General features: G+C 68.4%; 28 protein-coding genes and 1 pseudogene. 22 read left to right on the top strand and 7 right to left on the bottom strand.

Features of this window, described 5'->3' with window-relative positions:
• The first annotated feature begins 61 nt into the window (after positions 1 to 61).
• Positions 62 to 955 (top strand): hypothetical protein, encoded by an 894-nt coding sequence (locus C4T42_RS24330; protein ID WP_020091877.1) that lies wholly within the window; start codon positions 62 to 64, stop codon positions 953 to 955.
• A gap of 3 nt (positions 956 to 958) precedes the next feature.
• Here the strand turns inward: C4T42_RS24330 and C4T42_RS24325 are convergent, their stop codons facing one another.
• Positions 959 to 1,177, bottom strand: coding sequence for a hypothetical protein (locus C4T42_RS24325; RefSeq protein WP_012319883.1), 219 nt, complete (start codon positions 1,175 to 1,177; stop codon positions 959 to 961).
• Positions 1,178 to 1,351: 174 nt separating this feature from the next.
• Positions 1,352 to 1,744: a DUF2267 domain-containing protein gene (locus C4T42_RS24320; RefSeq protein WP_012319882.1), complete on the bottom strand. Its 393-nt coding sequence runs from the start codon at positions 1,742 to 1,744 to the stop codon at positions 1,352 to 1,354.
• A 216-nt stretch (positions 1,745 to 1,960) separates the two neighbouring features.
• On the opposite strand from C4T42_RS24320, the gene C4T42_RS24315 reads away from it, so the two are divergent.
• From C4T42_RS24315 to C4T42_RS24290, 6 genes are all read left to right on the top strand, one after another.
• Positions 1,961 to 2,704 (top strand): (Fe-S)-binding protein, encoded by a 744-nt coding sequence (locus C4T42_RS24315; RefSeq protein WP_020091879.1) that lies wholly within the window; start codon positions 1,961 to 1,963, stop codon positions 2,702 to 2,704.
• On the top strand, positions 2,701 to 4,272 hold the full coding sequence (locus C4T42_RS24310) for a lactate utilization protein B (RefSeq protein ID WP_020091880.1): 1,572 nt from the start codon (positions 2,701 to 2,703) through the stop codon (positions 4,270 to 4,272). Before C4T42_RS24315 ends, C4T42_RS24310 begins: the two co-directional genes overlap by 4 nt.
• Entirely contained in the window at positions 4,269 to 4,874 is a 606-nt protein-coding gene (locus tag C4T42_RS24305) for an LUD domain-containing protein (RefSeq protein ID WP_020091881.1), read from the top strand. Before C4T42_RS24310 ends, C4T42_RS24305 begins: the two co-directional genes overlap by 4 nt.
• A 218-nt stretch (positions 4,875 to 5,092) precedes the next feature.
• A complete protein-coding gene (locus C4T42_RS24300) occupies positions 5,093 to 5,953 on the top strand; it encodes a transglutaminase family protein (RefSeq protein ID WP_020091882.1) in 861 nt (286 codons plus the stop codon).
• Positions 5,954 to 6,669: 716 nt separating this feature from the next.
• Positions 6,670 to 8,400 (top strand): dihydroxy-acid dehydratase, encoded by a 1,731-nt coding sequence (gene ilvD / locus C4T42_RS24295; protein WP_020091883.1) that lies wholly within the window; start codon positions 6,670 to 6,672, stop codon positions 8,398 to 8,400.
• Positions 8,387 to 9,289 carry a tetratricopeptide repeat protein gene (locus C4T42_RS24290; protein WP_020091884.1) on the top strand — a complete coding sequence of 301 codons (903 nt, stop codon included), beginning with the start codon at positions 8,387 to 8,389 and terminating at the stop codon, positions 9,287 to 9,289. The genes ilvD and C4T42_RS24290 overlap by 14 nt, the downstream gene beginning before the upstream one ends.
• 35 nt (positions 9,290 to 9,324) lie before the next feature.
• Here the strand turns inward: C4T42_RS24290 and C4T42_RS24285 are convergent, their stop codons facing one another.
• Both C4T42_RS24285 and xth read right to left on the bottom strand, forming a co-directional pair.
• Positions 9,325 to 9,948 (bottom strand): glutathione S-transferase family protein, encoded by a 624-nt coding sequence (locus C4T42_RS24285; RefSeq protein WP_020091885.1) that lies wholly within the window; start codon positions 9,946 to 9,948, stop codon positions 9,325 to 9,327.
• A gap of 23 nt (positions 9,949 to 9,971) precedes the next feature.
• Positions 9,972 to 10,766 (bottom strand): exodeoxyribonuclease III, encoded by a 795-nt coding sequence (gene xth, locus C4T42_RS24280; protein WP_020091886.1) that lies wholly within the window; start codon positions 10,764 to 10,766, stop codon positions 9,972 to 9,974.
• A gap of 95 nt (positions 10,767 to 10,861) precedes the next feature.
• On the opposite strand from xth, the gene C4T42_RS24275 reads away from it, so the two are divergent.
• A complete protein-coding gene (locus tag C4T42_RS24275) occupies positions 10,862 to 11,548 on the top strand; it encodes a ceramidase domain-containing protein (RefSeq protein ID WP_020091887.1) in 687 nt (228 codons plus the stop codon).
• Between the two features lie 139 nt (positions 11,549 to 11,687).
• On the opposite strand, the gene C4T42_RS24270 is transcribed toward C4T42_RS24275, so the two are convergent.
• Positions 11,688 to 12,788: a site-specific integrase gene (locus C4T42_RS24270; protein ID WP_103986018.1), complete on the bottom strand. Its 1,101-nt coding sequence runs from the start codon at positions 12,786 to 12,788 to the stop codon at positions 11,688 to 11,690.
• Positions 12,789 to 12,920: 132 nt separating this feature from the next.
• Entirely contained in the window at positions 12,921 to 13,388 is a 468-nt protein-coding gene (locus C4T42_RS24260; protein WP_103986017.1) for a helix-turn-helix transcriptional regulator, read from the bottom strand.
• A gap of 129 nt (positions 13,389 to 13,517) precedes the next feature.
• Between C4T42_RS24260 and C4T42_RS24255 the strand changes: the two genes are divergently transcribed.
• From C4T42_RS24255 to C4T42_RS24190, 14 genes are all read left to right on the top strand, one after another.
• Entirely contained in the window at positions 13,518 to 13,742 is a 225-nt protein-coding gene (locus C4T42_RS24255; protein WP_146074031.1) for a hypothetical protein, read from the top strand.
• A 129-nt stretch (positions 13,743 to 13,871) separates the two neighbouring features.
• Positions 13,872 to 14,141 carry a hypothetical protein gene (locus C4T42_RS24250; RefSeq protein WP_181049210.1) on the top strand — a complete coding sequence of 90 codons (270 nt, stop codon included), beginning with the start codon at positions 13,872 to 13,874 and terminating at the stop codon, positions 14,139 to 14,141.
• 77 nt (positions 14,142 to 14,218) lie between these two features.
• A complete protein-coding gene (locus C4T42_RS24245) occupies positions 14,219 to 14,623 on the top strand; it encodes a hypothetical protein (protein WP_139257122.1) in 405 nt (134 codons plus the stop codon).
• Complete coding sequence (locus C4T42_RS24240; RefSeq protein ID WP_146074030.1) at positions 14,607 to 14,954, top strand: hypothetical protein; 348 nt, start codon at positions 14,607 to 14,609, stop codon at positions 14,952 to 14,954. The genes C4T42_RS24245 and C4T42_RS24240 overlap by 17 nt, the downstream gene beginning before the upstream one ends.
• Positions 14,954 to 16,252 (top strand): SNF2-related protein, encoded by a 1,299-nt coding sequence (locus C4T42_RS24235; protein ID WP_103986012.1) that lies wholly within the window; start codon positions 14,954 to 14,956, stop codon positions 16,250 to 16,252. Before C4T42_RS24240 ends, C4T42_RS24235 begins: the two co-directional genes overlap by 1 nt.
• The gene (locus tag C4T42_RS24230) at positions 16,249 to 16,788 is read left to right on the top strand and encodes a hypothetical protein (RefSeq protein ID WP_103986011.1); all 540 of its coding nucleotides are present in this window, start codon (positions 16,249 to 16,251) and stop codon (positions 16,786 to 16,788) included. The genes C4T42_RS24235 and C4T42_RS24230 overlap by 4 nt, the downstream gene beginning before the upstream one ends.
• Entirely contained in the window at positions 16,788 to 18,059 is a 1,272-nt protein-coding gene (locus tag C4T42_RS24225; protein ID WP_103986010.1) for a DUF2800 domain-containing protein, read from the top strand. The genes C4T42_RS24230 and C4T42_RS24225 overlap by 1 nt, the downstream gene beginning before the upstream one ends.
• Before the next feature lie 11 nt (positions 18,060 to 18,070).
• A complete protein-coding gene (locus C4T42_RS24220; RefSeq protein WP_091928156.1) occupies positions 18,071 to 18,691 on the top strand; it encodes an ssDNA-binding protein in 621 nt (206 codons plus the stop codon).
• A 66-nt stretch (positions 18,692 to 18,757) separates the two neighbouring features.
• Complete coding sequence (locus C4T42_RS24215) at positions 18,758 to 19,204, top strand: hypothetical protein (RefSeq protein ID WP_146074029.1); 447 nt, start codon at positions 18,758 to 18,760, stop codon at positions 19,202 to 19,204.
• On the top strand, positions 19,197 to 19,484 hold the full coding sequence (locus C4T42_RS24210) for a DUF2312 domain-containing protein (RefSeq protein WP_103986008.1): 288 nt from the start codon (positions 19,197 to 19,199) through the stop codon (positions 19,482 to 19,484). The genes C4T42_RS24215 and C4T42_RS24210 overlap by 8 nt, the downstream gene beginning before the upstream one ends.
• A gap of 173 nt (positions 19,485 to 19,657) precedes the next feature.
• Positions 19,658 to 19,999: a hypothetical protein gene (locus C4T42_RS24205; RefSeq protein ID WP_103986007.1), complete on the top strand. Its 342-nt coding sequence runs from the start codon at positions 19,658 to 19,660 to the stop codon at positions 19,997 to 19,999.
• Entirely contained in the window at positions 19,999 to 22,251 is a 2,253-nt protein-coding gene (locus tag C4T42_RS24200) for a DNA polymerase (RefSeq protein ID WP_103986006.1), read from the top strand. Before C4T42_RS24205 ends, C4T42_RS24200 begins: the two co-directional genes overlap by 1 nt.
• A gap of 243 nt (positions 22,252 to 22,494) precedes the next feature.
• Positions 22,495 to 23,334, top strand: a complete 840-nt coding sequence (locus C4T42_RS31590) for a hypothetical protein (RefSeq protein WP_146074028.1) — start codon at positions 22,495 to 22,497, stop codon at positions 23,332 to 23,334.
• Positions 23,335 to 23,348: 14 nt separating this feature from the next.
• Entirely contained in the window at positions 23,349 to 24,290 is a 942-nt protein-coding gene (locus C4T42_RS24190) for a methyltransferase domain-containing protein (RefSeq protein ID WP_103986004.1), read from the top strand.
• Positions 24,291 to 24,891: 601 nt separating this feature from the next.
• On the opposite strand, the pseudogene C4T42_RS32785 reads toward C4T42_RS24190, so the two are convergent.
• A pseudogene (locus C4T42_RS32785) lies at positions 24,892 to 26,154 on the bottom strand (collagen-like protein); the annotation flags it as partial.

Below are 26,154 nucleotides of genomic sequence, written 5' to 3'. Positions count from 1 at the left end.
TCGTAAACAAACGTCCTTAACGAACGCTTGCAGCGCGAGGCCGCGTGCGGAGTTCGGGGCGATGACGAAGATCGAAGCCAAGCAGGGCGTTTCCCAGGGCATCTCGCCGGCCGACCTGCTCAAGGCCGCGGTGACCGGCAAGACCGACGCAGCGGCCGCCGCGACCGAGACCGCAGCCTCGCCGGCCGGCGGGAAGCTCGCGCTGGCGTCGCTGGCGCGCCTGGATCCGAAGCGGTTCGCGATCCCGGGCGCGACTCTGGCGGTCGGCGTCCTCCTGGGCGGGGGCGTGATGGCGCTTTCCCGCCCGGCCTCGGTCCGGCCCGACGCGCTCGCGGCCCTCGAGACGACGCTCGATGCCGGCCGCACCGAGACCGTGCGCCTCGCCGCCGACATCGCGCAGCTCCACACCGTGCTCGCCGACCTGCGCGCCTCGACCGACGTGGCGCGGAAGGAGGCGGCCAGCCGCAGCACCGCCCTCGGCGAGCGCCTGGCGCAGGTCGACAAGAGCCTGAACGGCAAGGTCACGGCCCTCGGCGAGCGGCTCGAGCAGGTCGAGCGCGACCACAACACCCGCCTCAGCGGCCTCGCCGCGCAGCTCGACCGCCGCGCGGCCGCGACTCCGGCCGCCGCGAAGGCGGAGCCGACCCAGACCGGCAGCATCGGCGAGCCCGCCCGCGCCGCCGAGGCGAAGCCCGAGGTCAAGGTCGCGGACGCCAAGGTGAGCGAGCCCAAGCCGAAGCCGGCGGCGGCCGACAAGCCGCCGGTCATCGAGGGCTGGGCCCTGCGGGACGTCTACGAGGGCACCGCGATCCTGGAGAACCGCCGGCGCCGCCTCGTCGAGGTCGCGCCCGGCGACGTCATCCCGGGCGTCGGCCGCGTCGAGGGCGTCGAGCGCCACGGTCGGGAATGGGTGGTGGTGACCCGCCAGGGCCTCGTCACCGCGCAGGCTTGGTAGACCTCAGCGGCCCGTGAACCCGGTCGGCGCCAGCTCGCCGGGCGCGATCGGGAAGCGCGGCTCGATCGTCATCGGATCGGCCAGGGCCGCCGCGCGCTCAGCGCGCCGGCGACCGTGCCTCAGGGCCCGGGTCTGCGCCGCGCGGGTCGGGTGCAGGATGGCAGCGAGCAGGGACTGCCCTTCGAACTCGCTGTCCAGGTTCTTGGCTTCGAAGACGGGCATGGCCGGCCTGCTTGAGTGCGGTACCGGACACTGCCGAAGGCGTCGATCCGGGCCACATCCCCAATAACGGGGATCGCGTGGACAGGTTCCGTCAAGCTTTCGCTCCGCAACCTCTTTTTTACTTTCGTCCAGGCGTCACCCGAATGCAGTGCGGCCGCGCACACCGGCCCGCGGTCAGACGAACTGGTTCAGCCCCGGGATCGAGCCGATGATCGGGCCCATCGCGTCCTCGCCGACCTTCTCGCGGCCGAAGGCGAACAGCTCCTGGCCGAGCGGCTGCATCTGACCCATCGGCACGCCGGCGGCCATCAGCTTCTGGCCGAGCGCCATGACGCCGCCGCCGCCCATCATCCCGCCGAGCATGCCCATCAGCCCGCCGCCGCCACTCTCGCCGGCATTCGACTCGGCGATCAGCGCCTCGGAGCCCGGCAGGGCCGCCAGCAGCTGGCCGACCTCGGCGGCGGGCCCTTCCTTCTGCAGGAAGGCCAGGATGTGCCCGATGGCGGTCTGAGCGGTCGCGGCGTCGAGCCCGGTGCGGGTGGTGACGCGGGCGAGCAGTTCTTCCATGGTGATGATCTCTTCGGAACGCTTCCAGACGTCCTTCGACTCTGAGGCGTCGGAAATCAAGCGCGCGGCATCGCTTCCCAGGAAAACTCCCCGGTTACAGCGGGCACGGTGACGCAGCGGGCAACCTCGCCAAGGGCCGCCCCTTCCGGTAGACCCTCGGTCAGTCTTGAACCGTTCCAGGCCGCCGCGCCGGGCCATCCAGGGAGTTGCCGGACCATGCGGGTGGGCCTGTTCGTGCCGTGCTACGTCGACGCCTTCGAGCCCGAGGTCGGGATCGCTACCCTGGAGCTCCTCGAGCGCCTGGGCTGCACGGTCGAGTATCCGTTTGACCAGACCTGCTGCGGCCAGCCGATGACCAACACTGGCTGCCACGCCGAGGCCGCGGCGACCGAGGCCTTGTTCGTCAAGAACTTCTCCGGCTTCGACTACGTCGTCGCCCCGTCGGGCTCCTGCGTTCACCAGGTGCGCGAGCACCTGACGGCGATCCCGCAGACCGACGAGGTCCGACACGTCCGCGCCAGCACCTACGAGCTGGTGGAGTTCCTGCACGACGTTCTGAAGGTCGAGGACCTGCCCTGGGCGAACTTCCCCCACAAGGTCGCCTATCACACCAACTGCAACGCCCTGCGGGGCATCCACCACGCGCGGCCGACCGAGCTGGTGAAGCCCTACTACTCGAAGCCCCTCGACCTGCTGCGCCTCGTGAAGGGCGTCGAGCTCGTCGATCTCGCCCGGCCGGACGAGTGCTGCGGCTTCGGCGGCACCTTCTCGGTGTTCGAGCCCGCCGTCTCGGCGAAGATGGGCTACGACAAGGTCGCCGATCAGAACCGGGCCGGGGCCGCCTACGTCGTCTCGGCGGATTCCTCCTGCCTCATGCACCAGAAGGGCTGCGCCGAACGGCTCGGCTTGCCGCTCAAGTACATCCACATCGCGCAGGTGCTGAACGGAGCCGCCGCATGAGCGTCGAGGACCTCAACCCCCGCGAGCGCGAAGGCGTCATCCACCCCGAGGTGCGGGCCGGCCACGACGAGAGCGAGCGGGCGCCGGACGGCCGGCGCCTCCAGCACGCGGAAGCCGCTTCGAAGCCGATCCGCGCCCCGCAGACCCGGGAGCCGCAGCCGCGCGGCGCGAAGATCCGGGGCGACCGGCCGATCAACCAGTCGGAGGCCGCCGAGCGCTTCCTCGCGGCGCCGCTGCACCAGGCCGCCCACGACGAGCGCCTGTGGGACCTGCGCAAGAAGCGCGACGCCTCCGCGCACGGCATCCCGGAGTGGGAGGAGCTGCGCGAGCTCGCCTCGCAGATCAAGACCCACACGCTGAGCCACCTTGACCGGTACCTCGAGCAATTCGAGGCGGCCGCGAAGGCCAACGGCGTCCACGTGCACTGGGCGAAGGACGGCGCCGATCACAACCGGATCGTGCTGGACATCCTGCGGAGCCACGGCGCCAAGACGCTGGTGAAGTCGAAGTCGATGCTCACCGAGGAGTGCGGCTTCCGCCACCACATGGCGGCCAACGGCATCGAGGTCATCGAGACGGATCTCGGCGAGCGGATCCAGCAGCTCGACAACGAGGAGCCGAGCCACGTCGTGGCGCCGGCCGTCCACAAGACCCGGATGGACGTGGCCGAGGTCTTCGCCAAGACGCTCGGCACCGATCCGGACAACGACGACGCGCACTACCTCGCCGAGAGCCAGCGCGAGACCACCCGGCCCTACATCCTGAAGGCCGATGCCGGCATGACCGGATGCAACTTCGCGATCGCCGAGACCGGCACGGTCGTGACCTGCACCAACGAGGGCAACGCCGACCTGTCCGGCAACGTGCCGCCGCTGCAGATCCACTCCATCGGCATCGAGAAGATCATCCCGAAGGTCGAGCACCTCGGGGTGTTCATCCGCCTGCTGTCGCGCTCGGCGCTGGGCTCGCCGATCACCCAGTACACCTCGCATTTCCGCGGCCCCCGCGCGGGCACCGAGATGCACATGGTGCTGGTCGACAACGGCCGCTCCGAGCGCCTCGGCATGGAGGAGTTCTGGACCTCGCTGAAATGCATCCGCTGCGGCGCCTGCATGAACACCTGCCCGGTCTACCGGCGCTCGGGCGGCCTCTCCTACGGCGCGACCTATTCGGGGCCGATCGGGCTGATCATCGATCCGACCTTTAACAAGCGGAAATACTCGACGCTGCCGTTCTCCTCGACGATGAACGGCTCCTGCACCAACGTCTGCCCGGTGAAGATCAACATCCACGAGCAGATCTTCGCGTGGCGGAAGGTGCTGGTCGAGGAGCACCAGATCCCGGCGCTCAAGCAGGGCATGATGAAGGCCGCGGGCGCCGTGCTCTCGCGCCCGGCCGCCTACCGGGCGGCGATCGGCGCGGCGGATTCCGCCCTGAAGGTCCTGCCGCGCTTCGCGGTCTACAACCCGCTCAACACCTGGGGGAAGAAGCGCGAGATGCCCGACGCGCCGCGCCAGACCTTCCACGCCTGGTACAAGCAGAACCGCATGAAGGACACGGGTCGATGAGCGCCCGCGACGCGATCCTCGACGGTATCCGCAGGAACCGGCCGGCCGGCGACTTCCCGCTGCCGGAGGTGCCGCTGTTCGCGCCGCTCGTCGGCGAGGACCTGGTCGCCGAGTTCGGCGAGCGGCTGAAGCGCATGGGCGGCCGCGTGGCCGAGCCCGGCGCCGCCGACGTGTTCGCGGGCGTGCGCGAGCGCCTCGACGCCGCCAAGGTGATCGCCTCCGCGGTGCCGGAGCTGACCGGCAACCGCGACCTGCGGAGCGTGCGCGCGCCCCAGGAGGTCGAGGACGTGGACGTGGCGGTGGTCCGCGCGGTGTTCGGCATCGCCGAGACCGGCTCGGTGCTGTTCACGCAGGACCAGCTGATCGTCAACGCCGTCGCCTATCTCGCGCAGCACCTCGTCGTGCTGCTCGACCCGGCCGACATCGTGCCGAACGTGCAGGCGGCCTACCGCCGGCCGGAATTCGGCCGCTCGGCCTACGCGGTGCTGCATACCGGCCCGTCGGCCACCGCCGACATCGAGGGCGTCCTCATCCACGGCGCGCAGGGCGTGCGCTCTCTGACGGCGGTGCTGCTCCCGCGGGATGCCGCCGAGCGCGGCTGAGACCGGCTCCATCGCTTCAGCCGTCCTTGCGAGCGGAGCGAAGCAATCCAGGGACGCGCTGCTCTGGCTCGCTTCGCTGCGCTGGCGATGACGGTGGCGCCGTCCGACGCACGCGGCGCCGCCGTCTCGCCCGCGACCCCCCGATCGAGCCGGAACCGACGGTCGGGCGCGCCCCTTGCTTGGACGGCGGATGGGCCGTCATCCGGCAAGGAGATCCGATGCGCTACACCCTCGGTTGCAGCCTGTCCTACAACATCCTCTCGGACACCACCTTCATCTTCAATCTGGAGGTGGCGAAGCTGAAGAGCGTCGAGATCCTGAGCGAGAGCCTGGTCCTGACGCCGAACCTCAAGCGCGATCTCTACACGACCCCCGATCTCCAGAACCGCTATCTCGCGGTCAACGTCCCGACCGGTCAGTTCGCGCTGGAGTACAATGCCGAGGTCGACCTGACCGTGCACCGGGCCGACCCGGCGACCGTCAACGAGACGCCCATCGGGCAGCTGCCGCTCGACATCCTGCCGTTCCTGCTGCCGAGCCGGTTCGTCTCCTCGGACCGGCTGACGCCCTTCGCGCTCGCCGAGTTCGGGGCGCTCCCCAAGGGCCACGCGCGCGTGAACCAGATCTGCAACTGGATCCACGACCACATCGCCTACCAGCCCGGCTCCAGCGACGGCGAGACGACCGCCCACGAGTCGCTCCTGAAGCGCGCCGGCGTCTGCCGCGACTTCGCGCATATCGGCGCCGCCTTCTGCCGGGCGCTCGGGATCCCGGCCCGGTTCGTGAGCTGCTACGCCCACGGCCTCGTCCCGAGCGACTTCCACGCGGTGTTCGAGGCCTATCTCGACGGGCGCTGGTGGCTGTTCGACGCCACCCGGCAGGCCGACCTCGACGGGCTGGTGCGGATCGGCGTCGGGCGCGACGCCGCGGAGATCGCCTTCTCGACGCCCTTCGGCAACATGCAGCCGGTCAATCAGCAGGTCCGGATCCAGCGCGCGGACGGGCAGGGCAGCCCGATGCCGCGCACGGTGGACGCCATCTCGACCGAGATCCCGGCGCCGCACGCCGGAGCGGCCTGAGCGCGGATCCGGCCGGGATCACGTCGTCCTGTGATCCCGTGATCCCGGCCGCGCCGCGGCGAAGCGGGTGCCGGTGCAGGACGCCCGATCCCGGCCTGCGTCGGCGAAGAGCGGCACACGGGCTCCATTCGATCAGGCCCGCGACGCCGCCACGGACGCGCGCCGGACCCGCCGTTCCGCGCGAGCGAAGACCGCGCGGCGCACAAGCAGATTGGCGCGCGGGACCCGCCGCGGCGGCGGCGCGACATGTCGTTCCGCCCGTCGGTCGGCGTATTGCCGGCGCCGGTCCCGCACAGGGATAGTGATACAGCGACTTTCCGGGTGCCGGATTGCCGCGTCCCGCCCGGATCGCGGCCGGGAGATCCTCGGCTTGCCCGAAGACAAGTTGCGTCTCGGGGAAGCGTCTCGTCAGCGCCGCGCCATTGTCCTTCATCTTGTCGTCGCCGCCGAAATGGCCGCAAGCGTGGCTGTGGCGGGGTCGCAACACCGTAAAACGATCCCCGCTCCGCCCCGAGACCTGCCCGTAAACGCCGCGATCCCGCCATAGTCCGGGCCCACCTCAACATCCGCGGTAAACGGCAAATTCGACAACGGTTTACCGTTCGGAAACGAGGACTTCCCGAGCACGCGGACGGATCTCCCGGCGCCTCGCGAACGGCGACGCGCCGCGGTTCAACGCACCCTCGGGATCGGCTGCGAAGGCTTGGTCTGAAGTCATGGTGACGCGTTTGAACGACAAGTCGAAGCTGCCGAGTCGCCACGTCACGGAGGGGCCCGACCGCGCCCCGCACCGCTCCTACCTCTACGCCATGGGCCTGACCCGTGAGCAGATCCACCAGCCGCTGGTGGGTGTCGCCTCCTGCTGGAACGAGGCCGCGCCCTGCAACATCTCGCTGATGCGCCAGGCGCAGGCGGTGAAGAAGGGCGTCGCCGCCGCCAACGGGACGCCGCGCGAGTTCTGCACGATCACCGTCACAGACGGCATCGCCATGGGCCATGGCGGCATGCGCGCGTCGCTGCCGTCGCGCGAGGTCATCGCCGACTCGGTCGAGCTGACCATGCGCGGCCACGCCTACGACGCCCTCGTGGGTCTCGCGGGCTGCGACAAGTCGCTGCCCGGCATGATGATGGCGATGGTCCGGCTGAACGTGCCCTCGATTTTCATCTACGGCGGCTCGATCCTGCCCGGCTCGTTCCGCGGCAAGCCCGTGACCGTCCAGGACCTGTTCGAGGCGGTCGGCAAGGTCGCCGTCGGCGACATGAGCCTCGAGGACCTCGACGAGCTGGAGCAGGTCGCCTGCCCGTCGGCCGGCGCCTGCGGCGCGCAGTTCACCGCCAACACCATGGCGACCGTCTCCGAGGCAATTGGCCTGGCGCTGCCCTACTCGGCCGGCGCCCCGGCCCCCTACGAGATCCGCGACAAGTTCTGCGCCACGGCCGGCGAGAAGGTGATGGAGCTCCTGGAGAAGCGCATCCGCCCGCGCGACATCGTCACCCGCAAGGCGCTGGAGAACGCCGCTACGGTGGTAGCGGCCTCGGGCGGCTCCACCAACGCGGCGCTGCACCTGCCGGCGATCGCCCACGAGTGCGGCATCGAGTTCACCCTGTTCGACGTGGCCGAGATCTTCCGGCGCACGCCCTACATCGCCGACCTGAAGCCCGGCGGGCGCTACGTCGCCAAGGACATGTTCGAGGTCGGCGGCATCCCGCTGCTGATGAAGACGCTCCTCGACCACGGCTTCATGCACGGCGACTGCCTGACGGTCACCGGCCGCACCATCGCGGAGAACATGGACCGGGTAACCTGGAACCCGGACCAGGACGTGGTCTATCCGGCGAACCGGCCGATCACCCCGACCGGCGGCGTCGTCGGCCTCAAGGGCAACCTCGCCCCCGAGGGCGCGATCGTGAAGGTCGCCGGCATCCCGGCCGAGAAGCAGGTCTTCACCGGCCCGGCCCGCGTGTTCGACGGCGAGGAGGCCTGCTTCGCGGCCGTGCAGGCCCGCAGCTACGAGGAAGGCGACGTCCTCGTGATCCGCTACGAGGGCCCGCGGGGCGGCCCCGGCATGCGCGAGATGCTGTCGACCACCGCGGCCCTCTACGGCCAGGGCATGGGCGACAAGGTCGCGCTGATCACCGACGGGCGCTTCTCGGGCGCGACCCGCGGCTTCTGCGTCGGCCATGTCGGACCTGAGGCCGCCGTGGGCGGCCCGATCGGGCTGCTGCGCGACGGCGACGTCATCACCCTCGACGCGATCCAGGGCACGCTCAGTGTCGCCCTGTCGGACGCGGAGCTGGCCGAGCGGCGCAAGGCCTGGACTGCGCGGCCCAACACCGCGACCTCCGGCTACCTCTGGAAATACGCGCAGGGCGTCGGCCCGGCCTTGTACGGCGCCGTCACCCATCCGGGAGGTGCCAAGGAGACGCAGAGCTATGCGGACGTCTAGGACTGACCTCAGCCGGCGCAGGGCGCCGGCCGGGGCCGATCCCGGTCGGTTCCGGTCCGTCGGCGGCCTCGCGGTCGCGGCCTGGGCGCTCGCCCTGGTCGCGCTGCCGGTCGCGCCGTCGCGCGCCCTCGACGCCAATGTCCGCACGCCCGTGCAGGTCCCGGTCGCCGACAAGAGCTACCGCTCGGCCAAGGACGCGCTGCGCGCCGGCATGCGCGAGTACAATGCCGGCGACAAGCAGGGCGCCGCCCGCGCGCTGGAGTACGCGGCCGGCCAGGGCCACGCCCTTGCGCTGTGGAAGCTCGGCCGGATGTACGCCGACGGCGACGGCGTCCCGCACGACGACCTGAAGGCGTTCGAGTTCTTCTCGCGGATCGCCGACGCCAGCACCGATGACGGGCCCGATCCGCAGAACTCGGCGGTCCTGGGCAGCGCCTTCACGGCGCTGGGCACGTACTTCCTGGAGGGGATCAAGGGCACCTACGTGCGCCCCAATCCCGAGCGCGCCTACGACATGTTCAACTACGCGGCGTCCTACTACGGGGACCCCAACGCGCAGTACAATCTCGCTCGGCTCTACCTCGACGGCACCGGCGTCGAGGCCGACCCGCGGCAGGCCGCGCGCTGGTTCAACCTCGCCGCCGAGAAGGGCCACCACCCGGCGCAGGCGCTGCTCGGCGACATGCTGGTCAACGGCCTGGGCGGCATCCCGGTCCAGCGGGTGCGCGGCCTGATGTGGCTCTCGCTCGCCCGGGAAGGCGCCGAGAGCCGCAAGGACGACTGGATCGTCGCGCTCTACGAGAAGAACTGGGCGGCCGCCAGCGAGGACGACCGCGCCGAGGCGCAGACGCAGCTCCAGACCGTGGGCTCGATCCGCAAGCGGCGCTGAGCCGCCCTCGACTGTGCAAGCGGCGCTGAGCGGCCTCAGCTCTTCGCCGCGGCGATCGCCGCGGTGAAGGACGGCCGCTCCAGCGTCGCCGCGACCCAGTCGGCGAGCTTCGGCCACCGGGCGCCGTCGACCGCGACCTTGGCCAGCCGCAGGTTGTGGAACGGCGCCGCCACGGCGATGTCGGCGATGCCGAACCGGCCTCCGACGAGGTAGGGCCCGTCGATCTGCGATTCGAGGTAGTCGAACAGCGGCGGCAGCGCCGTGTCGACGGTCCGCTGCGCCAGGGCCTCGTCGCCCTCGACCTTGAACAGGCGGGGCTTGAGGAAGCGCTCGACGAACGGCACCAGCACCTGCCGGGTCAGCTCGCACTCGCCGAACTTGTCGAACCAGCGGGCGCGGGCGGCGTCCCGCGCGTCCTCGGGGATCAGCGCGGGCGCCGGATGCAGCCGCTCGAGATAGTCCACGATGGCGCTCGAATCGGCGAGGCGATACCCGGCATCCTCCATCGCGGGGATCTTCCCCATCGGGCTCGCCGCCCGGAAGCCGGGATCCTGCGCGTGGAAGCCGACCGGGCGGTGCTCGAAGGCGACGCCCTTCTCGTAGAGCGCCGCGAGCACCTTGCGCACGTAGGGCGACACGCTGCTGCCGTAGATGATCATCGTCGTTCCCCCCGATCGCGGCTCTAACCGGCCGCCAGTTCCGCCGTGACCGGCACGTGGTCCGACGGCTTGTCGAGCCCGCGCATGTGCTTCTGGACCGAGGCCGAGACCAGGCGGTCGCCGGCCTGGGGCGAGAGCAGCAGGTGGTCGATGCGGATGCCGGCATTCCGCTGCCAGCACCCGGCCTGATAGTCCCAGAAGGTGTAGAGCCCGTCGCGCGGGTCGCAGGCGCGCAGGGCGTCGGTGTAGCCCTCGGCGAGGATCGCCCGGAACGCCGCCCGGGTCGTCCCGAGGAACAGGGCGTCCGAGCGCCAAGCCTCCGGATCGGCCGCGTCGGCCGCCTCCGGGATGACGTTGTAGTCGCCCGCCAGCACCACCGCGATCTCGTCGTCCAGCAGCGCCCGGGCGTGAAGCCGCAGCCGCTCCATGAAGGCGAGCTTGTACGGGTATTTCGGGCTGTCCACCGGGTTGCCGTTCGGCAGGTAAATCGACGCCACGCGCACCGGGCGGGTGTCCGCGCCCGAGATCAGCGCCTCGATGTAGCGGGCCTGCTCGTCGGCGGCGTCGCCCGGCAGCCCGCGCCGAATCTCCGACATGGCCAGCGGCGCCCGGACCAGCAGCGCCACGCCGTTATAGGCCTTCTGGCCCAGCGTCTCGACCGCGTAGCCCGCCGCCTCGATGTCGGCGCGCGGGAAGGCCTCGTCCTGGCATTTCAGCTCCTGCAGGCAGACCACGTCGGGCCGCGCCTCCTCCAGGAAGCCGAGGAGGTGCGGGAGCCGCTGCTTGATCGAGTTGACGTTCCAGGTGGTGATCCGCATCGCCTCGCTTCCGGTCGCCGCCCGGCCGTCATCCGCGCTTCGCGTCGCGCTGACAAGGCCATCCCGGCGCAAGGACGGGGAAGTAGGGTCGGCGAATGGACTGGTTCGAGCCGGTGTCGGCTTACTGCGAGCGGGGCGGGCCGGACTTCTGGGCCGAGCCCGCGAACGCGCTGTCGAACTCGGCCTTCCTGCTGGCCGCCGCCGCCGCGGCGCGGCGCGCCGCCGTCACCGATCCGCCGGACCGGACCTGCCTCGGGCTGGCGGCCCTGATCGCCGTGGTGGGCGTCGGCTCGTTCCTGTTCCACACCCTGGCGGTCTACTGGGCGATGCTCGCGGACGTCGTCCCGATCGCGCTGTTCATCTACGCCTTTCTCGCGCTGGCCCTCTCGCGGTTCCTGCGCTTGGCGCCGGTCCGGGTCGCGGCGGCGACGGGCGGCTTCGCGCTCCTCGGATTCGCGCTCACGCCCCTGCTCGACGGGCTGACCGGCCTCGACGTCGCGCGGCTCACCAACGGCTCGGTCGACTACCTGCCCGCCCTGCTGGCGCTGTTCGGCGTCGCCTGGGCGGCCGCGCGGCGGCCGGAGGAGCGCTTCGTCGGGACCGGGCGGCGGCTCGCCAGCATCGGCCTGCTCTTCCTGATCTCGCTCGCGGCGCGAACCGGCGACCGGGCGGCCTGCGCGCTGCTGCCGACCGGCACGCACCCGCTCTGGCATGTGCTGAACGCCGTCGTCCTGTACGCCCTCGTGGCGACGGCGATCCGCCACCGGGAGACCGCCGGGTGACACGCCCCACGGTCCCGGGCCAATTCCTTGCGGGCGGGGCGGAATTCTTGCAGAAGTGCGACGCCAGACAGTTAAGACACTGAAAAGACGGATCAGACGAGGAAACGCTCCACGCCTGTCTGATCCTATCTGACAAACATCAGACGGAAAGTGCGCCCAAATCGTCGTTTGCGCTCACATTTGGGCGCACCGCCTGGGCCGGCTTCCGGGCCGCCGAAATGTGCTCCACGGCATCGGCGAGCCCGTCCGGCGAGTGCTTCGCGTAGACCTGCTCGACCATCTGCATCGTGTTCCCGAGGATGCCGGCGATCTTCCAGAGCGGGACGCCCCGGCGCGCCATCCAGGTCGCCGCGGTGTGCCGGAGGAGGTGAGGGTGGAAGCCCTTCACGTCTGCCGCTCGTGCGATCCGTTCGATGTGGTGGTAGATGTCGGATGACGTATCCAACACATAGGACGTGATTCGCTCCTCATAGGCGCGCTCCAGGATCGGCCGCAGGCGCGACGAGATGGGCACGCTCGGGCGCTTCTTCTTAGAGCGCAGGTCGCCGTGCCGGTGGTAGTGGATGACGCCGGCCTCCAGGTCGACCTGATCCCACTGGAGGTTCTCGATCACGGCCCGCCGCGCTGCCGTCTCGATCGCGAGGTGCAGGAAGCGTTCGGCCCGGGACAGGCGGCCGCCCTCGCGGCGGGTCTCAGCCTCCGCGATGATCCTGTCGACTTCCTCCGGCCGGAGCCAGCGGTCCCGCACCTCCGGCGGCTCCAGGCTGTCCAGCTCCAGGCGCGCAGTCGCCGGCAGCTTCCGGCGCTTGATCGCGAAGTTCACGGCCGCCTTGAGCTTCGCCACCTCCAGCCAGATCGTGCTGAGCTTGGCCGGCCGGCCGATGCGGCCGGCGCGCCGATCGCGCACGTAGTCGTCGAGATGGGCTTGCCCAATGTCTGCGACCGGCAGGTCGCCGAAGGCCTCCAGGAGGTGCCGGCCGCTGCGCGCGGTGTTCTCGCCGGAGACGAGCTTCGGCAAGGCCTCCTTCGCATAGAAGGCCCACACGTCCGCGAAGTCTAGGCCCGCCCCTTTCGGGTCGCGCGCGGCCCTTTGCTCGTTGATGAGCCACTCGCCGAAGTAGATCTGAGCCGCAGCCATTTCGCTCTTGCCTGTCGACGCACGGCGAGTTCGTCTTCCGTCGATCCAGTGGATGTAGAATTTCCCGTTGGCGTGCTTTTTGAGTTCGGGCGCTTTAGACATATTTCAGTCTCCAGAAAATGCTCAAAGTCGCGCTCGCGAATTAAAACGGGCCGGCCGGGAATAAATGCTAGGCGGCCCGCGGATCTGAGCTTTCGCACCTTTGAGACTGAGCACCTCAGTCTCTGGGCTATCTCAGCCTCTGTCAGCAGCGTCTGCGTCATCTTCGGCGATGAGCTGGAATATCTTAAGCGCCGTGGCCGTCTTGAGCATCCGGTTGATCTGGACGGCCATGTAGCCCGGCCGACCCTTGGCTTCCGTGAGGCTGAGCGCAGCCGGCGCCCGGTGGTGCGCCTCTATGACGAACACGTCCGTCAGCTCGTTCAGCTCGATCCCGAGCGCGCTCGCCATGCGGGCGAGGTTCTCCCGGGTCGGGAAGCTCGTCTCGTTCTCCGTGGTGTTGACGACGTTCCGGTTGAGCCCAGCCCGGCGCGCCAGTTCGGCCTGCGTCCAGCCTCGATCCCGGCGCAGCTCCGCGATGCGGCCTGCGATCATGTGGAGCTTGTTCTTCCGGACGTTGTCGTCCTGCGGCTGGAAGCTGGGCTCGCGCACGGGCTCGTCATGCCCGGACCCACCAGACATATCCTCTGTGTTCGCGATCATCACGTCCTGATCCTCGCGGCAGTGGCGCCGCAACACCGTCGTAAGACATTTTGTCCGAAAGCGCAAATCCGACCGTTGACGCCGGACAATATGTCCGTTACCTGTCTGATCCAACGGACGGGAGGGGCCATGGCCGGGTTCAACAGCACGAAGTTCCTCAAGGCCCACTTCCCGGACTGCACGACCATGCGCAGCCTGCTCACGGCCTACGGCTTCGAGCCGCCGGCCGCGGACACCGCCGAGAAATGGTGGCGTCGCGGGTCCGTGCCGGGCGCGTGGCTTCCTGTCCTACTCGGCATGCTGGAGCTGGAGCACGGAAAGCCTGTCAGTCTGCTTCCGTACCTGGACCGCTAACGCTTCCGTGATGAGCGCAATCGCGCTATATGTCACTGTTCTCGTTTTGTGTCGCTAGAGCTAGGAAGGTGAGCCGTGAGCTTACAGTCGGAATGCGCATTCTATTGGCGTTTCGCGCCCGTCCTTGAGATGGCGAAGACTTCCTGGATAGCTGGTCCGATCTTAGCGGAAGCTAGGGATGAGATCCAGAGCATTGCGATGCACACCCGTAATGCTCTGCTCCGCGAAATGTGCATCAGCCTCTTGGACGCCACCACCGAGGATCGGATCGTCAACTTTCCGACGGAACAAGTGGTGAACGAAATCCTAGAAGCCATCGTTCGGGGCAACGGTGCGAAATTTCCAGGCATATTCGAGGGAAAAGATGTCGCACATCTAGACGTGCAGGCCTTCGGCTAATGCGCATCCTAGGTGTGGATCCCGGGGCAAAGGGGGCCCTAGCGCTCGTGGAGAACCACGCTGTACGCATCTTCGACATGCCGCGCCTCACGGTGCGGCGTGGTGGGAGCGATAAGGACGAAGTCGACGGCTTCGCCCTTATGGACCTGCTGTCTGATCTGTCACCCGACGTAGCTTATCTGGAGCAGGTCGGCGGGATGGATGGTCAGTCGGCGTCTGCTGCCTTCAACTTCGGAAGGGCCGCTGGAGCCCCGGAATACCTGCTGATGGGCCTGCGCATCAGACACACGCGGGTGCCGCCGCAGGTCTGGAAGAAGGCCCTCAAGATCAAGGGCGGGAAGGACGACGCCCGCATGGAGGCGATGCGCCGCTGGCCGGCGCTCGCGAAGGAGTTCCGCGTCCGCCGGCCCGACTTCGCCGAGGCCGCGCTGATCGCTGAGTACGGACGGCTCCAGGAGGGCGCCAATGACCTGTTTGCCTGACTTCTCCCAGCCGGCCCCGCACCGCGCCGACGCCCGCTTATCCGGGGCGCGCCGGTCCGAGCCCAACGCTCCCGGGATGGGCACGCTAAGCCCCCGCGAGCGCGAGGCGCTTCTACTGCGCCTGGAGGCCTTCGCAGACGCCCCGCGCGAGCCCAGCCGCTACGCCGCCAACACCGTCCAGGCCGATCTGGTCTCCGCGTTCCGCGACGGCGAGCGCCACTACCTGCTGGTCGTGCCGGCCGGCGGACAGCCTGTCCGGGTCGACGTGACCGGCCGGCTCGGCGCCCTGTTCGCCTACCTGGGTGAAGTGATCGAGAAGGCCGGCATCTGATGCAACCGGTCCCGCTCCCGCACCAGATCGTCGGCGGCCAGTTCCTCGCGAACGGAGGCCTGCTGCTGGCCGACGAGCCTCGCGTCGGCAAGACGGGCGCCTCGATCCTGGCGCTCGACTTCCTGATGGCCCGGCGCGTCCTGGTCGTCACGACGGCGTCGGGGCGGTTCAACTTCGGCCGCGAGGTGCGCGAGTGGCAGGCCTTCCCGCGGGAGGTCCAGGTCATGATGGGCACGGCCGGCCGCGTGCAGCCGCAGACCGACGTGGCGGTCGTGGGCTGGTCGACGGTCGGGAACGAGCAGCAGCAGGCCCATCTGCTCGACTGGCGCCCCGAGCTGGTCGTGCTCGACGAGAGCCACTACGCCAAGAGCTTCGAGGCGAAGCGGACCGTCGCGGCTATGGCGCTCGCGGACGCGGCCGACCGGACATTCTGTCTGTCCGGCACGCCCATGCCGAACAGCCCCCTCGATCTCTGGCCCATGCTCCGGACGCTGGCGCCGGAGCGGGTGAGCGATCTGAGCTTCGACGACTTCATGGGCCGCTACTGCGTCGTCCGCCACAAGTTCGTGGCCGGCGAGTGGAAGCCGATCGTCAAGCGCGGGAAGAACGAGGTCGAGCTGCGCCAGCGCCTCGACGGGCTGCTCCTGCGCCGGACCCAGCAGGACGTGGGGATCCGCGAGCCCATCTTCTCCACCCTGGCGCTCGACGGCGGTGCGGTCGGCACGGCCGCGATCCGGGCCGCGCTGGCCGAGCTGCCCGAGGCCGACGAGATCCTCGACGCCGCGGAGACCGGCGACACGAAGGCGCTGGAGCACCACCTGGGCACGCTCCGGCGCGTGACGGGCATCGCCAAGGCCCATGCGGTCGCCGAGCTGGTGAAGGAGGAGATCGAGACCGGGAAGATGCACTGCGTCGTCCTGATGTGCTGGCACACGGGGGCGATCGAGGCGCTCCGTGGCCTGCTCAAGGCCTACAACCCGGTCGTCCTGGACGGCTCGACCCCGGCGGCGAAGCGGGCCGGCGTGATCGAGGCCTTCCAGAACAATCGCTCCCAGGTGTTCATCGGTCAGATCATCGCCGCGGGCGAGGCGATCGACCTATCAGTTTCGCGCGACCTGATCTTCGTTGAGCAAAGCTTTGCTCCGAAAGACATGAAGCAGGCCGCGCTCCGGATCACTAACCACGGCCAGAAGGCTCAGTGTTTGGTGAGAGTAGCCGCGCTCGCGGGCTCTATAGACGAGGCCTTGACTGCGGTGTTAGTGCGCAAAGTCGCTTCAATCAAAGAGGTTCTCCAGTGAGCATTTCGATCACCATCAACGGCGACAACGCTTCCGAGGCGATCCGCGAGATCTTAACGCTGGCGGGCAGCATGGGCATGTCGCGGGGGACCGACACGTCGGCCGCCGCACTCGCGACCGGCATGTCTGATGCGTCATCCGACACTCGCCAGACGGCCGAGCCCGCGAAGGAGCCGGCGAAGTCGACCCGGAAGAAGGCGGACAAGCCCGCCCCGGCCGCCCCGCCCGAGCCCGCCCCCGAGGTGAAGGCTGCCGACGCCGCCGACGAAGCGGCCGAGAGCGAGAAGGTCGTCGAGGCCAAGGCCGAGGAAGCCAAGGTCGAGCCCACGGAGGTGTTCGACCGGAACGTCATGCGCAACGCGGGCGGCGAGTACGCCAAGCTGTACGGCATGGCCGCGGCCCAGGAGGACGGGCCGAAGATCATCGGCTACCCCGCCTTCTCGAAGGTGCCAGATGAGGAGATCGAGAAGGCCACCCGAGCGCTCCGCGCGGCCATCGCCGAGAACCCCTACGGCCGCACGAAGGCCGTCGCCTGATGTCCGCCGGCCACGCCCAGCGGGATCATGCGCAATGGTCCGCCAGCGCAAGCGCCCGGCTCTGGGCGTGCGCCGGCAGCCTCGCCCTGTCCGGTCGCACCGGACGGGCTGACAACGAGAGCGAGGCGGCTGCCTGGGGGACCGCCTGCCACGAGGTGTCCGAGGACTGCCTTCGCCACGGGCGGAAGCCCGAGGAGTGGATCGGACGCTTCATCCAGACCAAGCGCCACCGGATCGAGGTCGACGAGGAGATGGCCGAGACGGCCCAGGTCTACGTCGACTACGTGATGGAGGCCGGCGTCTTCGGGCTCAAGCCGACGTGGATCGAGCAGCGCTTCAAGCTCGACGCGATCAACCCGCCCTTCGAGGCCGGCGGCACGGCCGACACCGTCATCTACCACGACGGCGAGCAGCTCCTGGAGGTCGTCGATCTCAAAGGCGGCCGTGGCATCGTGGTCGAGGCGCTCGGCAATAAGCAGGCCCGGACCTACGCGCTCGGCGCCGTGCTCAACAACCCTGGGCTCGACATCCAGGAGGTCAAGGTCACGATCGTCCAGCCCCGGGCGCCGCACCGGGACGGGCCCATCCGCTCGGAGACCTTCCACGTCACCGACCTGATCGACTGGACGACCGAGCTGCTGGCGGCGATGCGGCTCGCGAAGCTGGCCGACGACACCTACGGCTCGAACGGGTCCGAGGATGGGTCCTTTGACGAGTGGGCCGAGCGGTTCCTGCACCCCGGCGATCACTGCACGTTCTGCCCGTGCGCCGGGTCCTGCCCGGCCCTGGCGGTCGCCGCGAAGTCGAAGGCGCTCCTGTTCTTCAAGGATGAGAGCGGCGTCGAGCAGGAGAACACGGTCGGCAAGCTCACGCCGGCCGAGGTCGCCGAGATCCTCGACCGGGCCGACATGATCCAGAACTGGCTCAACGCCGTGCGGGCCCACGCCCACGCGGAAGCGGAGGCCGGCGTCGAGATCCCGAACTATCAGCTCGTCGCCAAGGTCGGGCGCGAGCGCTGGAACGACGGCGCCGAGGCCGACGTGATCGCCGCGTGCGAGTGGGCCGAGCTGCCCCTTAGCGAATACCAGAATGCTCCGAAGCTGAGAACGCCTAAGCAAGTACGCAAGGCGCTCGGCCCGGATCTCGCCAAGCTCGTCGAGAGACACTCGACGGTGCCCACTGCCGGAACATCCCTGGTCCGGCAGGATAAGACGGTGCGCACTCCGGTCCAACCGAAGGCTCACCTGTTATTCGACGTGATTGACGACTGAAAGGACACAATATGACTTCCCGTACCGAAGATTTTCGCTCCCCGCTGGCCCGTCTGTCCCGCGTGAACCTCTACAAGCCCCGGGCGAACAAGAAGAACCCGGACAAGCTCAAGTACGAGGTGAACCTGCTCTATCCGAAGTCGGCCGACCTGTCGGCGATCAAGGCGGCCGTGATCCAGGCCGCCAAGGCCGAGTGGGGCGAGAAGGCGGTCGACCTGCTCAAGAACGGCGTCATCAAGCAGCCGATCCTGGACGGTGACGGCCCGCAGGGCGTGAACAAGACGACCGGCGAGCGCTACAAGGAGCTGGAGGGGATGTTCTTCATCCGCTGCGCCTCGAACCTCAAGCCGGCGCTGCTGAGCCCGAAGGTGACGGCCGCGGTCGAGGGCGAGCACCTCTACTCGGGCTGCTACGGCTACGCGGCCATCCACGCCTACACCTGGGAGAGCGACGAGCAGGGCAGGGGCGTCTCGATCGGGATCAGCATGGTCCAGCACGCGAAGGATGGCGAGCGCCTGGGCGGCGGCCAGCAGGATCCCTCGAAGTTCTTCGAGACGATCCCGGACGACGACAGCGGCACGGGAGGCGCGGCGGCCGACACGGGCGACGGCGCGGGCGCGCTGTTCTCCTGATCGTCTGATCCGTCATGCGACGCCGGGCATGGTGTCCGGCGTTGCCCCGCAGTAGGAGATCCTCAGATGTCACGCATGAAGTCCCTCGCCGTCGCCGCCCTGGGAGCTGGGCTCGGAATGGCCGCCGCCGCGTCCTCCGCGCTCACCAACGCCGTCACCGCGGGCGCGGAGCTGATCTCGGGCGAGCCCCGGGCCGCGCGCCGCCGGCAGGCCCGCAAGGGTCATCGGCTGGTCATCGGCCGCCGCGGCAGCCGGAGCCGCTATCAGCCCCACCAGGGCTCCCGGGAGATCGCCCGGCGCGTCCGGCAGATCATGGACGGCCAGCTCGTCGCCTGGACGCCCCCGGGCACCGAGGCGCCGGCCGCAGACGCCGCCCTGCGCGCGGAGAAGGCGATCCCCGCCCAGGTGCTGATCGACGCCGGCCTGGAGGCCGAGCGCCGGGCCAAGCGCAGCGAGGCCGCCCGCAAGGCCGCCGCGACCCGCGCGCGCAAGCGGGAGGCGGCCAATGGCTAAGGGGCAGCCCGACGCCGGCATCGGCCACAACTCGGACAGCATCGCTGCCGACGAGCTTCGCTCGTTCATCGAGCGCCTAGAACGCCTCGCCGAGGAGAAGGCGGGCATCATGGGCGACATGAAGGAAGTCATGGCCGAAGCAAAGGGCCGTGGTTTCGACGCCAAGACCATCCGGAAGATCTTGCGGATCCGTTCGCGCGATCATTCCGAGATGCAGGAGGAGGCTGCGGTACTCGAACTGTACTGCCAAGCGCTCGGCATGGAGAACTTCTTCGCATGACCGCGCCCACTCGCAAGGTCCGGGGCGGCTGCGGCTTCTGCGCCGTGGTGTTCGCCGCCGGCCTGATGATCGCCGGCTACGCCCTGGCCTTCTTCGTCACCCTCCACGGCTGATCGACCCGCCCCGCCCCGGTCCGCCGGGGCGGTCCTGTTTCCGAAGCAAGGATGCCTGCCATGTTCGATGCAGACGACACCCCCGGCTACCTCCACGACGCCTACCGCGCCGCCCTCGACAACGGGCTGCTGAGCCTCAACCTGACCCGCGTGGGCACGGACAACCGCATGTGGCAGGCCTCCAGCCGCTTCGCGAAGTCCAGCGGCTTCCACGTCGAGATCGAGGCAGACGCCCTGGAGGCGGTCATGAAGGCGCTCGGGGCCTGGGCCCGGATCGGCGCTCCGGCGCCCGCCGGCCTGTTCGACGACGAGCCCGCCCCCGAGGGCGACCTGCGCGAGGACATGACGCTCGCGGACCGGCAGGCGCCGGCCGAACCCGAGGGCGCGGGCCTGTTCGACTGATGTCCGGCCTGGAGATCGACTTCGAGACCCGCTCGCCCGTCAACCTCAAGGTCGAGGGCGTCTACCGCTACATGGAGCACCCGGAGACGGCGCCCCTGATGGCGAGCTACACGATCGACGGGGGCCCGGTCCGCCGCTGGCGCCCGCCGGAGCCGTGCCCGGACGACATCGTCGCCCACGTCGAGAAGGGCGGGACGATCGTCGCGCACAACGCCGGCTTCGAGCGGCTCCTGTGGCAGATGATCCTGTCGAAGCGCTACGGCTGGCCGGCGGTTCGCCTCCGGCAGTTCCGCTGCACGGCCGCCACCGCCGCCGCCCTGTCGCTCCCGCGCGACCTGGATGGGCTTGGAGTGGTGCTCAACCTGTCGGTCCAGAAGGACAAGACGGGCAAGACCTTGATCGACCGCTTCTCGAAGCCGCGGAAGGTCACGAAGGCCGACCTGGAGCGCTACCAGGGCGGGCCCATGCCGGCGCTCTTTCACGAGCCGGCCGACTTCCCGGAGGATTTCGAGCGCTTCCACGACTACTGCGACGTGGACGTGCTGACGGAGCAGGCGGCCGATCGGCGCATGATACCGCTCCGGACCGAGTGCCAGGAGGCCTACTGGCGGTCCGAGCAGATCAACGACCGCGGCCTACGGATCGACGTGGAGAGCGCCAAGGCCGCGCTGCTCCTGGTCGACCGGGCGAAGCTTCGGCTGGATCGCGAGATGCGGCACCTGACGGAAGGGGAGGTCGAGGCCTGCTCCCAGGTCGCCAAGCTCAAGGACTGGTGCGCCGTCCGGCTCGGCCAGGGCCCGGCGATGCAGGCCGCCCTGGAGTTCTTCGACGGCGTGCTGCCGGAAGGGGAGGGCGAGGAGATCGCCAGCCTGGGCAAGGCCGACATGGACGACCTGCTGGAGCGGGAAGACCTGCCGCCGCTGGTCCGGAAGGCGCTGGAGCTGCGCCGCGACTACGCCAAGGCCTCCACGGCCAAGATCAAGGCGTTCCTGTCCCGCGCCGGCCAGGACGGCCGCATCCGGGGCGCCTTCCTGTTCCGGGCCGCCGGCACCGGCCGCTACAGCTCGACGGGCGCCCAGGTCCACAACCTGCCGCGGCCCCGCAAGGTGTTCGACGACGCGCACCTCGACCCGCGCGACCTGTTCGACGCGATCCGGAAGTCGAACGTCGAGTGGCTGGAGATGCTCTACGGCGAGGAGCTGGGCAAGCCGCTCCCGCTGCTCTCGGACAGCATTCGCGGCTTCATCTGGGCCGACCCGGGCAAGGAGCTGCTCGCCGCGGACTACAGCGGTATCGAGGGCTCAATTCAGGCGTGGTTTGCCGGCGAGGAGTGGAAGGTCAAGGCGCTATTCGACCTGATCGCCGACCCGAGCCTGCCCGATATGTACCGGCGGGCCGCGGCCGGCATCTTCAACACGACCACGGATCTGCTGACGAAGAAGGACAAGCGCCGGCAGGTAGGCAAGGTGTCCGAGCTGAGCCTGGGCTACCAGGGCGGCGTCGGCGCCTTCCGGAGCATGGCCCGGAACTACGCGATGAAGCTCGGGCCCATCTTCGGCCCTGCCTGGGAGGCCGCGGACCCGGAGCGCCGCGAGCGCGCCGCCAAGCGCTATGAGGAGTGCTGCGAACGCGGCGAGCTGCTGACGAAGCAGCTCACCCGGGAGGAGTGGATGGGCGCCGAGCTGGTCAAGATCGGCTGGCGCGCCACGCACCCGGCGATCGTCGCGAGCTGGAAGGAGCTGGAGGCCGCCGCGCGCGAGGCGGTCGTGTCGCCCGGCACGAAGGTGACGGCGCTCAAGGTGTCGTTCCTGGTCGCCCGGGGCTTCCTGTGGTGCCGGCTGCCGTCCGGCCGGTGCCTCGCCTACGGGGCGCCCTCGATCCGCGAGGTGGAGGTGCCGTGGGCCGACAAGGCCCTGACGCCAGAGCTGCGCGAGAAGCGCCCGGTCGTGACCTGCCTGGGCGTGGACAGCCAGACCCGCAAGCTCGTCCGCTACGCGCTCTACGGCGGCCTCACCTTCGAGAACATCGTCCAGGCCATCGCGCTCGATCTCCTGGACAACGGGATCGAGATCGCCGAGCGCGCCGGCTACCCCGTGGTCGGGCACGTCCACGACGAGATCATCACGGAGGTGCCCCGGGGCTGGGGCGATCTCGCGTGGTTCGAGAAGGCGATCTGTGAATTGCCGGGATGGGCCCGCGGTCTGCCGCTGACTGCTGGCGGATGGCGCGGCAAACGCTACAGAAAAGACTAGGCGTCATAAGGCTGTGTGCCGATTACCCACATCTGACACTTATGCTGCGAACATGGGCAGGCGCACCTGTCAACCTCACGCCTACTAAATAACCTGATCGACAGACATAACGGGGGCGTGATAGCGCCGTTATGGCGCCAGTGTGGCGTCTCAGCCATAGGTTCTGCTGAGATGAGTGAAGGTCCCAGATACGAAGCCCCCTGGGCTAACGCTCTAAACGAGCGTTCGTATTGGTATCACACCATGAAGTTTCCGGACGGAGACACTGTTCGTGGTAGCTGGACTATCGCGGACTTTAGTCAGTACATCGGCGGGTACGATCTCACGGCAAAGTCTGTCCTGGATGTAGGCACAGCTTCTGGCTTCCTGGCCTTCAATGCTGAGAAGGCCGGCGCGCAAGTCACGGGCTTGGATGCGGCTTCGACCGACGAGTTTAGGCACGTCCCTTTTTCAGACAGCCTGTCATACAGGGACATCCGACAATTCAAAAATACGTGGACGATCCACAACCTAATCCCGATAAAGAACTCTTGGTGGCACGCATGGTATAAGTACAACAGCAACGCCAAGTGCGTGTATGCGCCCATGCCCGAGCTGTATGAATGGCCGGAGCAGATGTTCGACGTGGTCATGGCCGGCGCGATCGTCGAGCACCTGTCGGAGCCCGTATACGCGATCGGAGCCTGGGCCCGCCTCGCACGCGAAGCCGTGCTGATCCCGTTCACCGACGTTGTTCCGGTAGACGACCTGATGATGCGGCCGATCACGCCGCTGGACAACAGCGCGATCAACTACGTCTGGTGGCACCTTTCGCGCGGCCTATACAACAAGATCTTCGACAATCTCGGCTTCGACGTGCATTACACGCTCGCGCGTGCTGAGCACCACGACGCCGAGGGTGGCACGCAGCTCGCCACCCGTCCGTCGATCATCGCGATCAGACGGGGGACGGACGCGGCCAGACGCTTCGATGCCTCGAAGCTTGAGGATCCGTTCCCGAGCGTGCTGGTGTCTGCCGTGCCGGCGCCGCCAGACACGGTCGTCCCGGGCGGGAAGAAGCGCTGGTGGCGCGGCAAGCTGTAGCGGGTGACGGTCCGATGGCCGACGACATCCACCCCGCGGACCGGCGAGCGTTTCTGCTCGCCGGCCTGTCGAAGTCCAGCAAGCTCGTCGAGGTCGGGCCCAGCTACAACCCGCTGGTGCCCAAGCGCGACGGCTGGAACACCTTCATAATCGACCACGCTTCGCGCGAGGATCTCGTCGCGAAGTATGAGATCCACGCCAAGGCGATCGACGTAATCGAGGAGGTCGACTTCATCTGGCGCGGAGGATCACTGGCGGATGCTCTGCCGGAAGACCAGCGCGGCACGTTCGACGCCTTCATCGCGTCGCACGTTATCGAGCATACGCCCGACATCGTCACGTTCCTACAGGCGGCGCGGACCGTTGTGCGCCCGGACGGCCTTGTCATCCTGGCCGTGCCGGACAAGCGGAAGTGCTTCGACTTCTACCGGCATCCATCCTCGACGGCCGATGCAGTCGTCGCGTTCGAGGAGCGCCGCGATCGGCACGAGCTGCGCACCCATATCGAGTATTCGATCCGGACCGTTCTGAAAGGCGGCATGCCGGCTTGGTTCGATACCGATACCCGGCCGGTCGAGATTATCAAGGGCCTGGACGATCTACCGATCACGCTGTCGCTGAGATTCAACAACGACTACGTCGACGCCCACAACTGGATCTTCGTCCCGTCGAGCTTCCGCCTGATGATGCTGGAGTTGGGGCAAACCGGCTACATCGATCTCGAAGTGGACGAGCTGGTCGAGCGGCCGGACACGGAGTTTCTGGTGCGGATGCGCCCCGGCTTCCGGAAGCTCGACCTGCCCGAGCTACAGGCCCGACGCCGGGCGCTGAGCGATCAGATCCTGATCGAGATCGCCGAGCAGACGCGCCAGATCGAGGGCGCGCCGCTCTACGTCGCCAGCCAGCCGCCGCCACCGCCGCGGCCTCGACGCCGCTGGTGGCAGCGCGGGGCGTAGTGATCCAAACTCATGCTTATTGCGCGCAGACTGGAGCTTCAAAAACTGGCAGTGGACGCATGGGCAGGAGTGCTACCATGTTGAAGTCGGTCGTCAGGACAATAGCTCTTGCTGCTCTAGCCGGCGTAGCGTTCTTTGCTATATTTTTCTTTGTCATTACGCATATCGGATCGGGTGGGCCTAGCTGCGATGTCGGGTTGTTCATGACTAAGTGCATCGATTGATCTTCCCTGCTAAGGTCGCGGCCCTTCATGTGGCTCAGGTGTGTTGGCGATCCTTCATTGGATGGATTTTATGATCAGTCTTTATGACTTCCTCAGTGAGTTCTTTTTGGACGTCCCGACCCTTGGTGTGGCGACTTTACGAAGTGTGAAGATATGCTTTGCAGGTATATTTGTAATATTTATTTTTATGTTCATTCAAGTCCCGGCTGAATTGGCCGCAATTATCGCCATAATTGTTGTAGTTTCACCAGCTTTGCTTGTGTCTCGATATTTTCATCAGAAATCTCAGTCGAATCTTGACCGAGATTAGGATGCTCTTTCGACCTCGCGTAGCTGCTGCCCTCGCACGAATGGCTGCTTCTATTGGGGCAACGCCATTATACAATATCGCCGGACAGAAGGGCGATCTGGAACGCAGCCCGGTCCACCGGCAGGTTGGCGACGACCGCGTCGGAGTAGAAGATCATCCGGACCTGATCGCCCTTGTTGAAGTGGGCCATACGTGAATACTGGCTGACGAACCGGCCGTTATTAGTCGGACGGAACGTCCAATTCATGTGTGACCCATCTTCCTCTGCGGTATGGACGCCGAAGCCGTAGAAGAACGAGCCTGTGCCGTCCGGGAAGCGCAGCGAGCCGGTGATGTTGTAGACGCCGGACATGGGCACGAGGTAGTAGCTCTGCCCCGAGCCCGTCTTAAACAGCCCCTCGACATCCGCCTCCGTCGCGTTGAGCATGATCCGCTGGAAGCCGTTGCCGGCGGACGCGGTCAGGCCCGAGCTGCCGAGCCCGACCGCCGCGCAGAAGTGCGCGCCCGTCGCGAGGTTCTCGATCCGCTTCCGGCCGAACGACTGCCCCAGGAGCTGATCCGTCCAGATTGCGCCCTGCGCGAGGCCGTCGATCGACAGGAGCAGCGCGGCCGTGTCGATCCCGGCGGCGTTCTTGATCGTCCCCCAGCCGACCGACACGGTGTTGGTGCCCTGGCCCGGCCCGGTGCCCTGCTGCACCGGCTGAAAGCCGAGGCTGCCGACCGGCCCCTGCGGGCCCTGATCGCCCTTGTCGCCCTTCGGCCCCTGGACGCCCTGGATCCCCTGGTCGCCCTTCGGGCCCTGAATGCCCTGGTCGCCCTTGGAGCCCGTGTCACCCTTCGGGCCCTGGGAGCCGGTGTCGCCCTTCGGCCCGGCCGCGCCCGGGTCGCCCTGGACACCCTGGATCCCCTGGTCGCCCTTGGGCCCCTGAATGCCCTGGTCGCCCTTGTCGCCCTTGGGCCCCTGCACGCCCTGCGCGCCGGCATCGCCCTTTGCACCCTGCGCGCCGGGCTCGCCCTGCACACCCTGGAGCCCCTGGTCTCCCTTGTCACCCTTCGGGCCGGCCACGCCCTGCGGGCCGCGGATCTGGCCCACGTTGGTGAAGCCCGAGCCGGTCCAGGCGTAGCCGTCACCGGCCGCGTAGCCCGAGCCCGAGCTGGTGACGATGTACGTGTCGCCCGGGGTGTTCCCGGAGGCGGGGAGGTCGGCCGGCGTGGGCACGCTTCCCTTGATGACGACGCCCGCGCCCTGGTCGCCCTTCGCGCCCTGCTCGCCCTGATCGCCCTTCGGGCCCTGGATCCCCTGGTCGCCCTTGTCGCCCTTCGGGCCCTG

The sequence above is a fragment of the Methylobacterium sp. 190mf genome (genome assembly GCF_900107945.1).
Lineage (GTDB): Bacteria > Pseudomonadota > Alphaproteobacteria > Rhizobiales > Beijerinckiaceae > Methylobacterium.
Note: the sequence above shows the minus strand (reverse complement) of the source record. Positions and strands in the feature narration are given on the sequence as shown.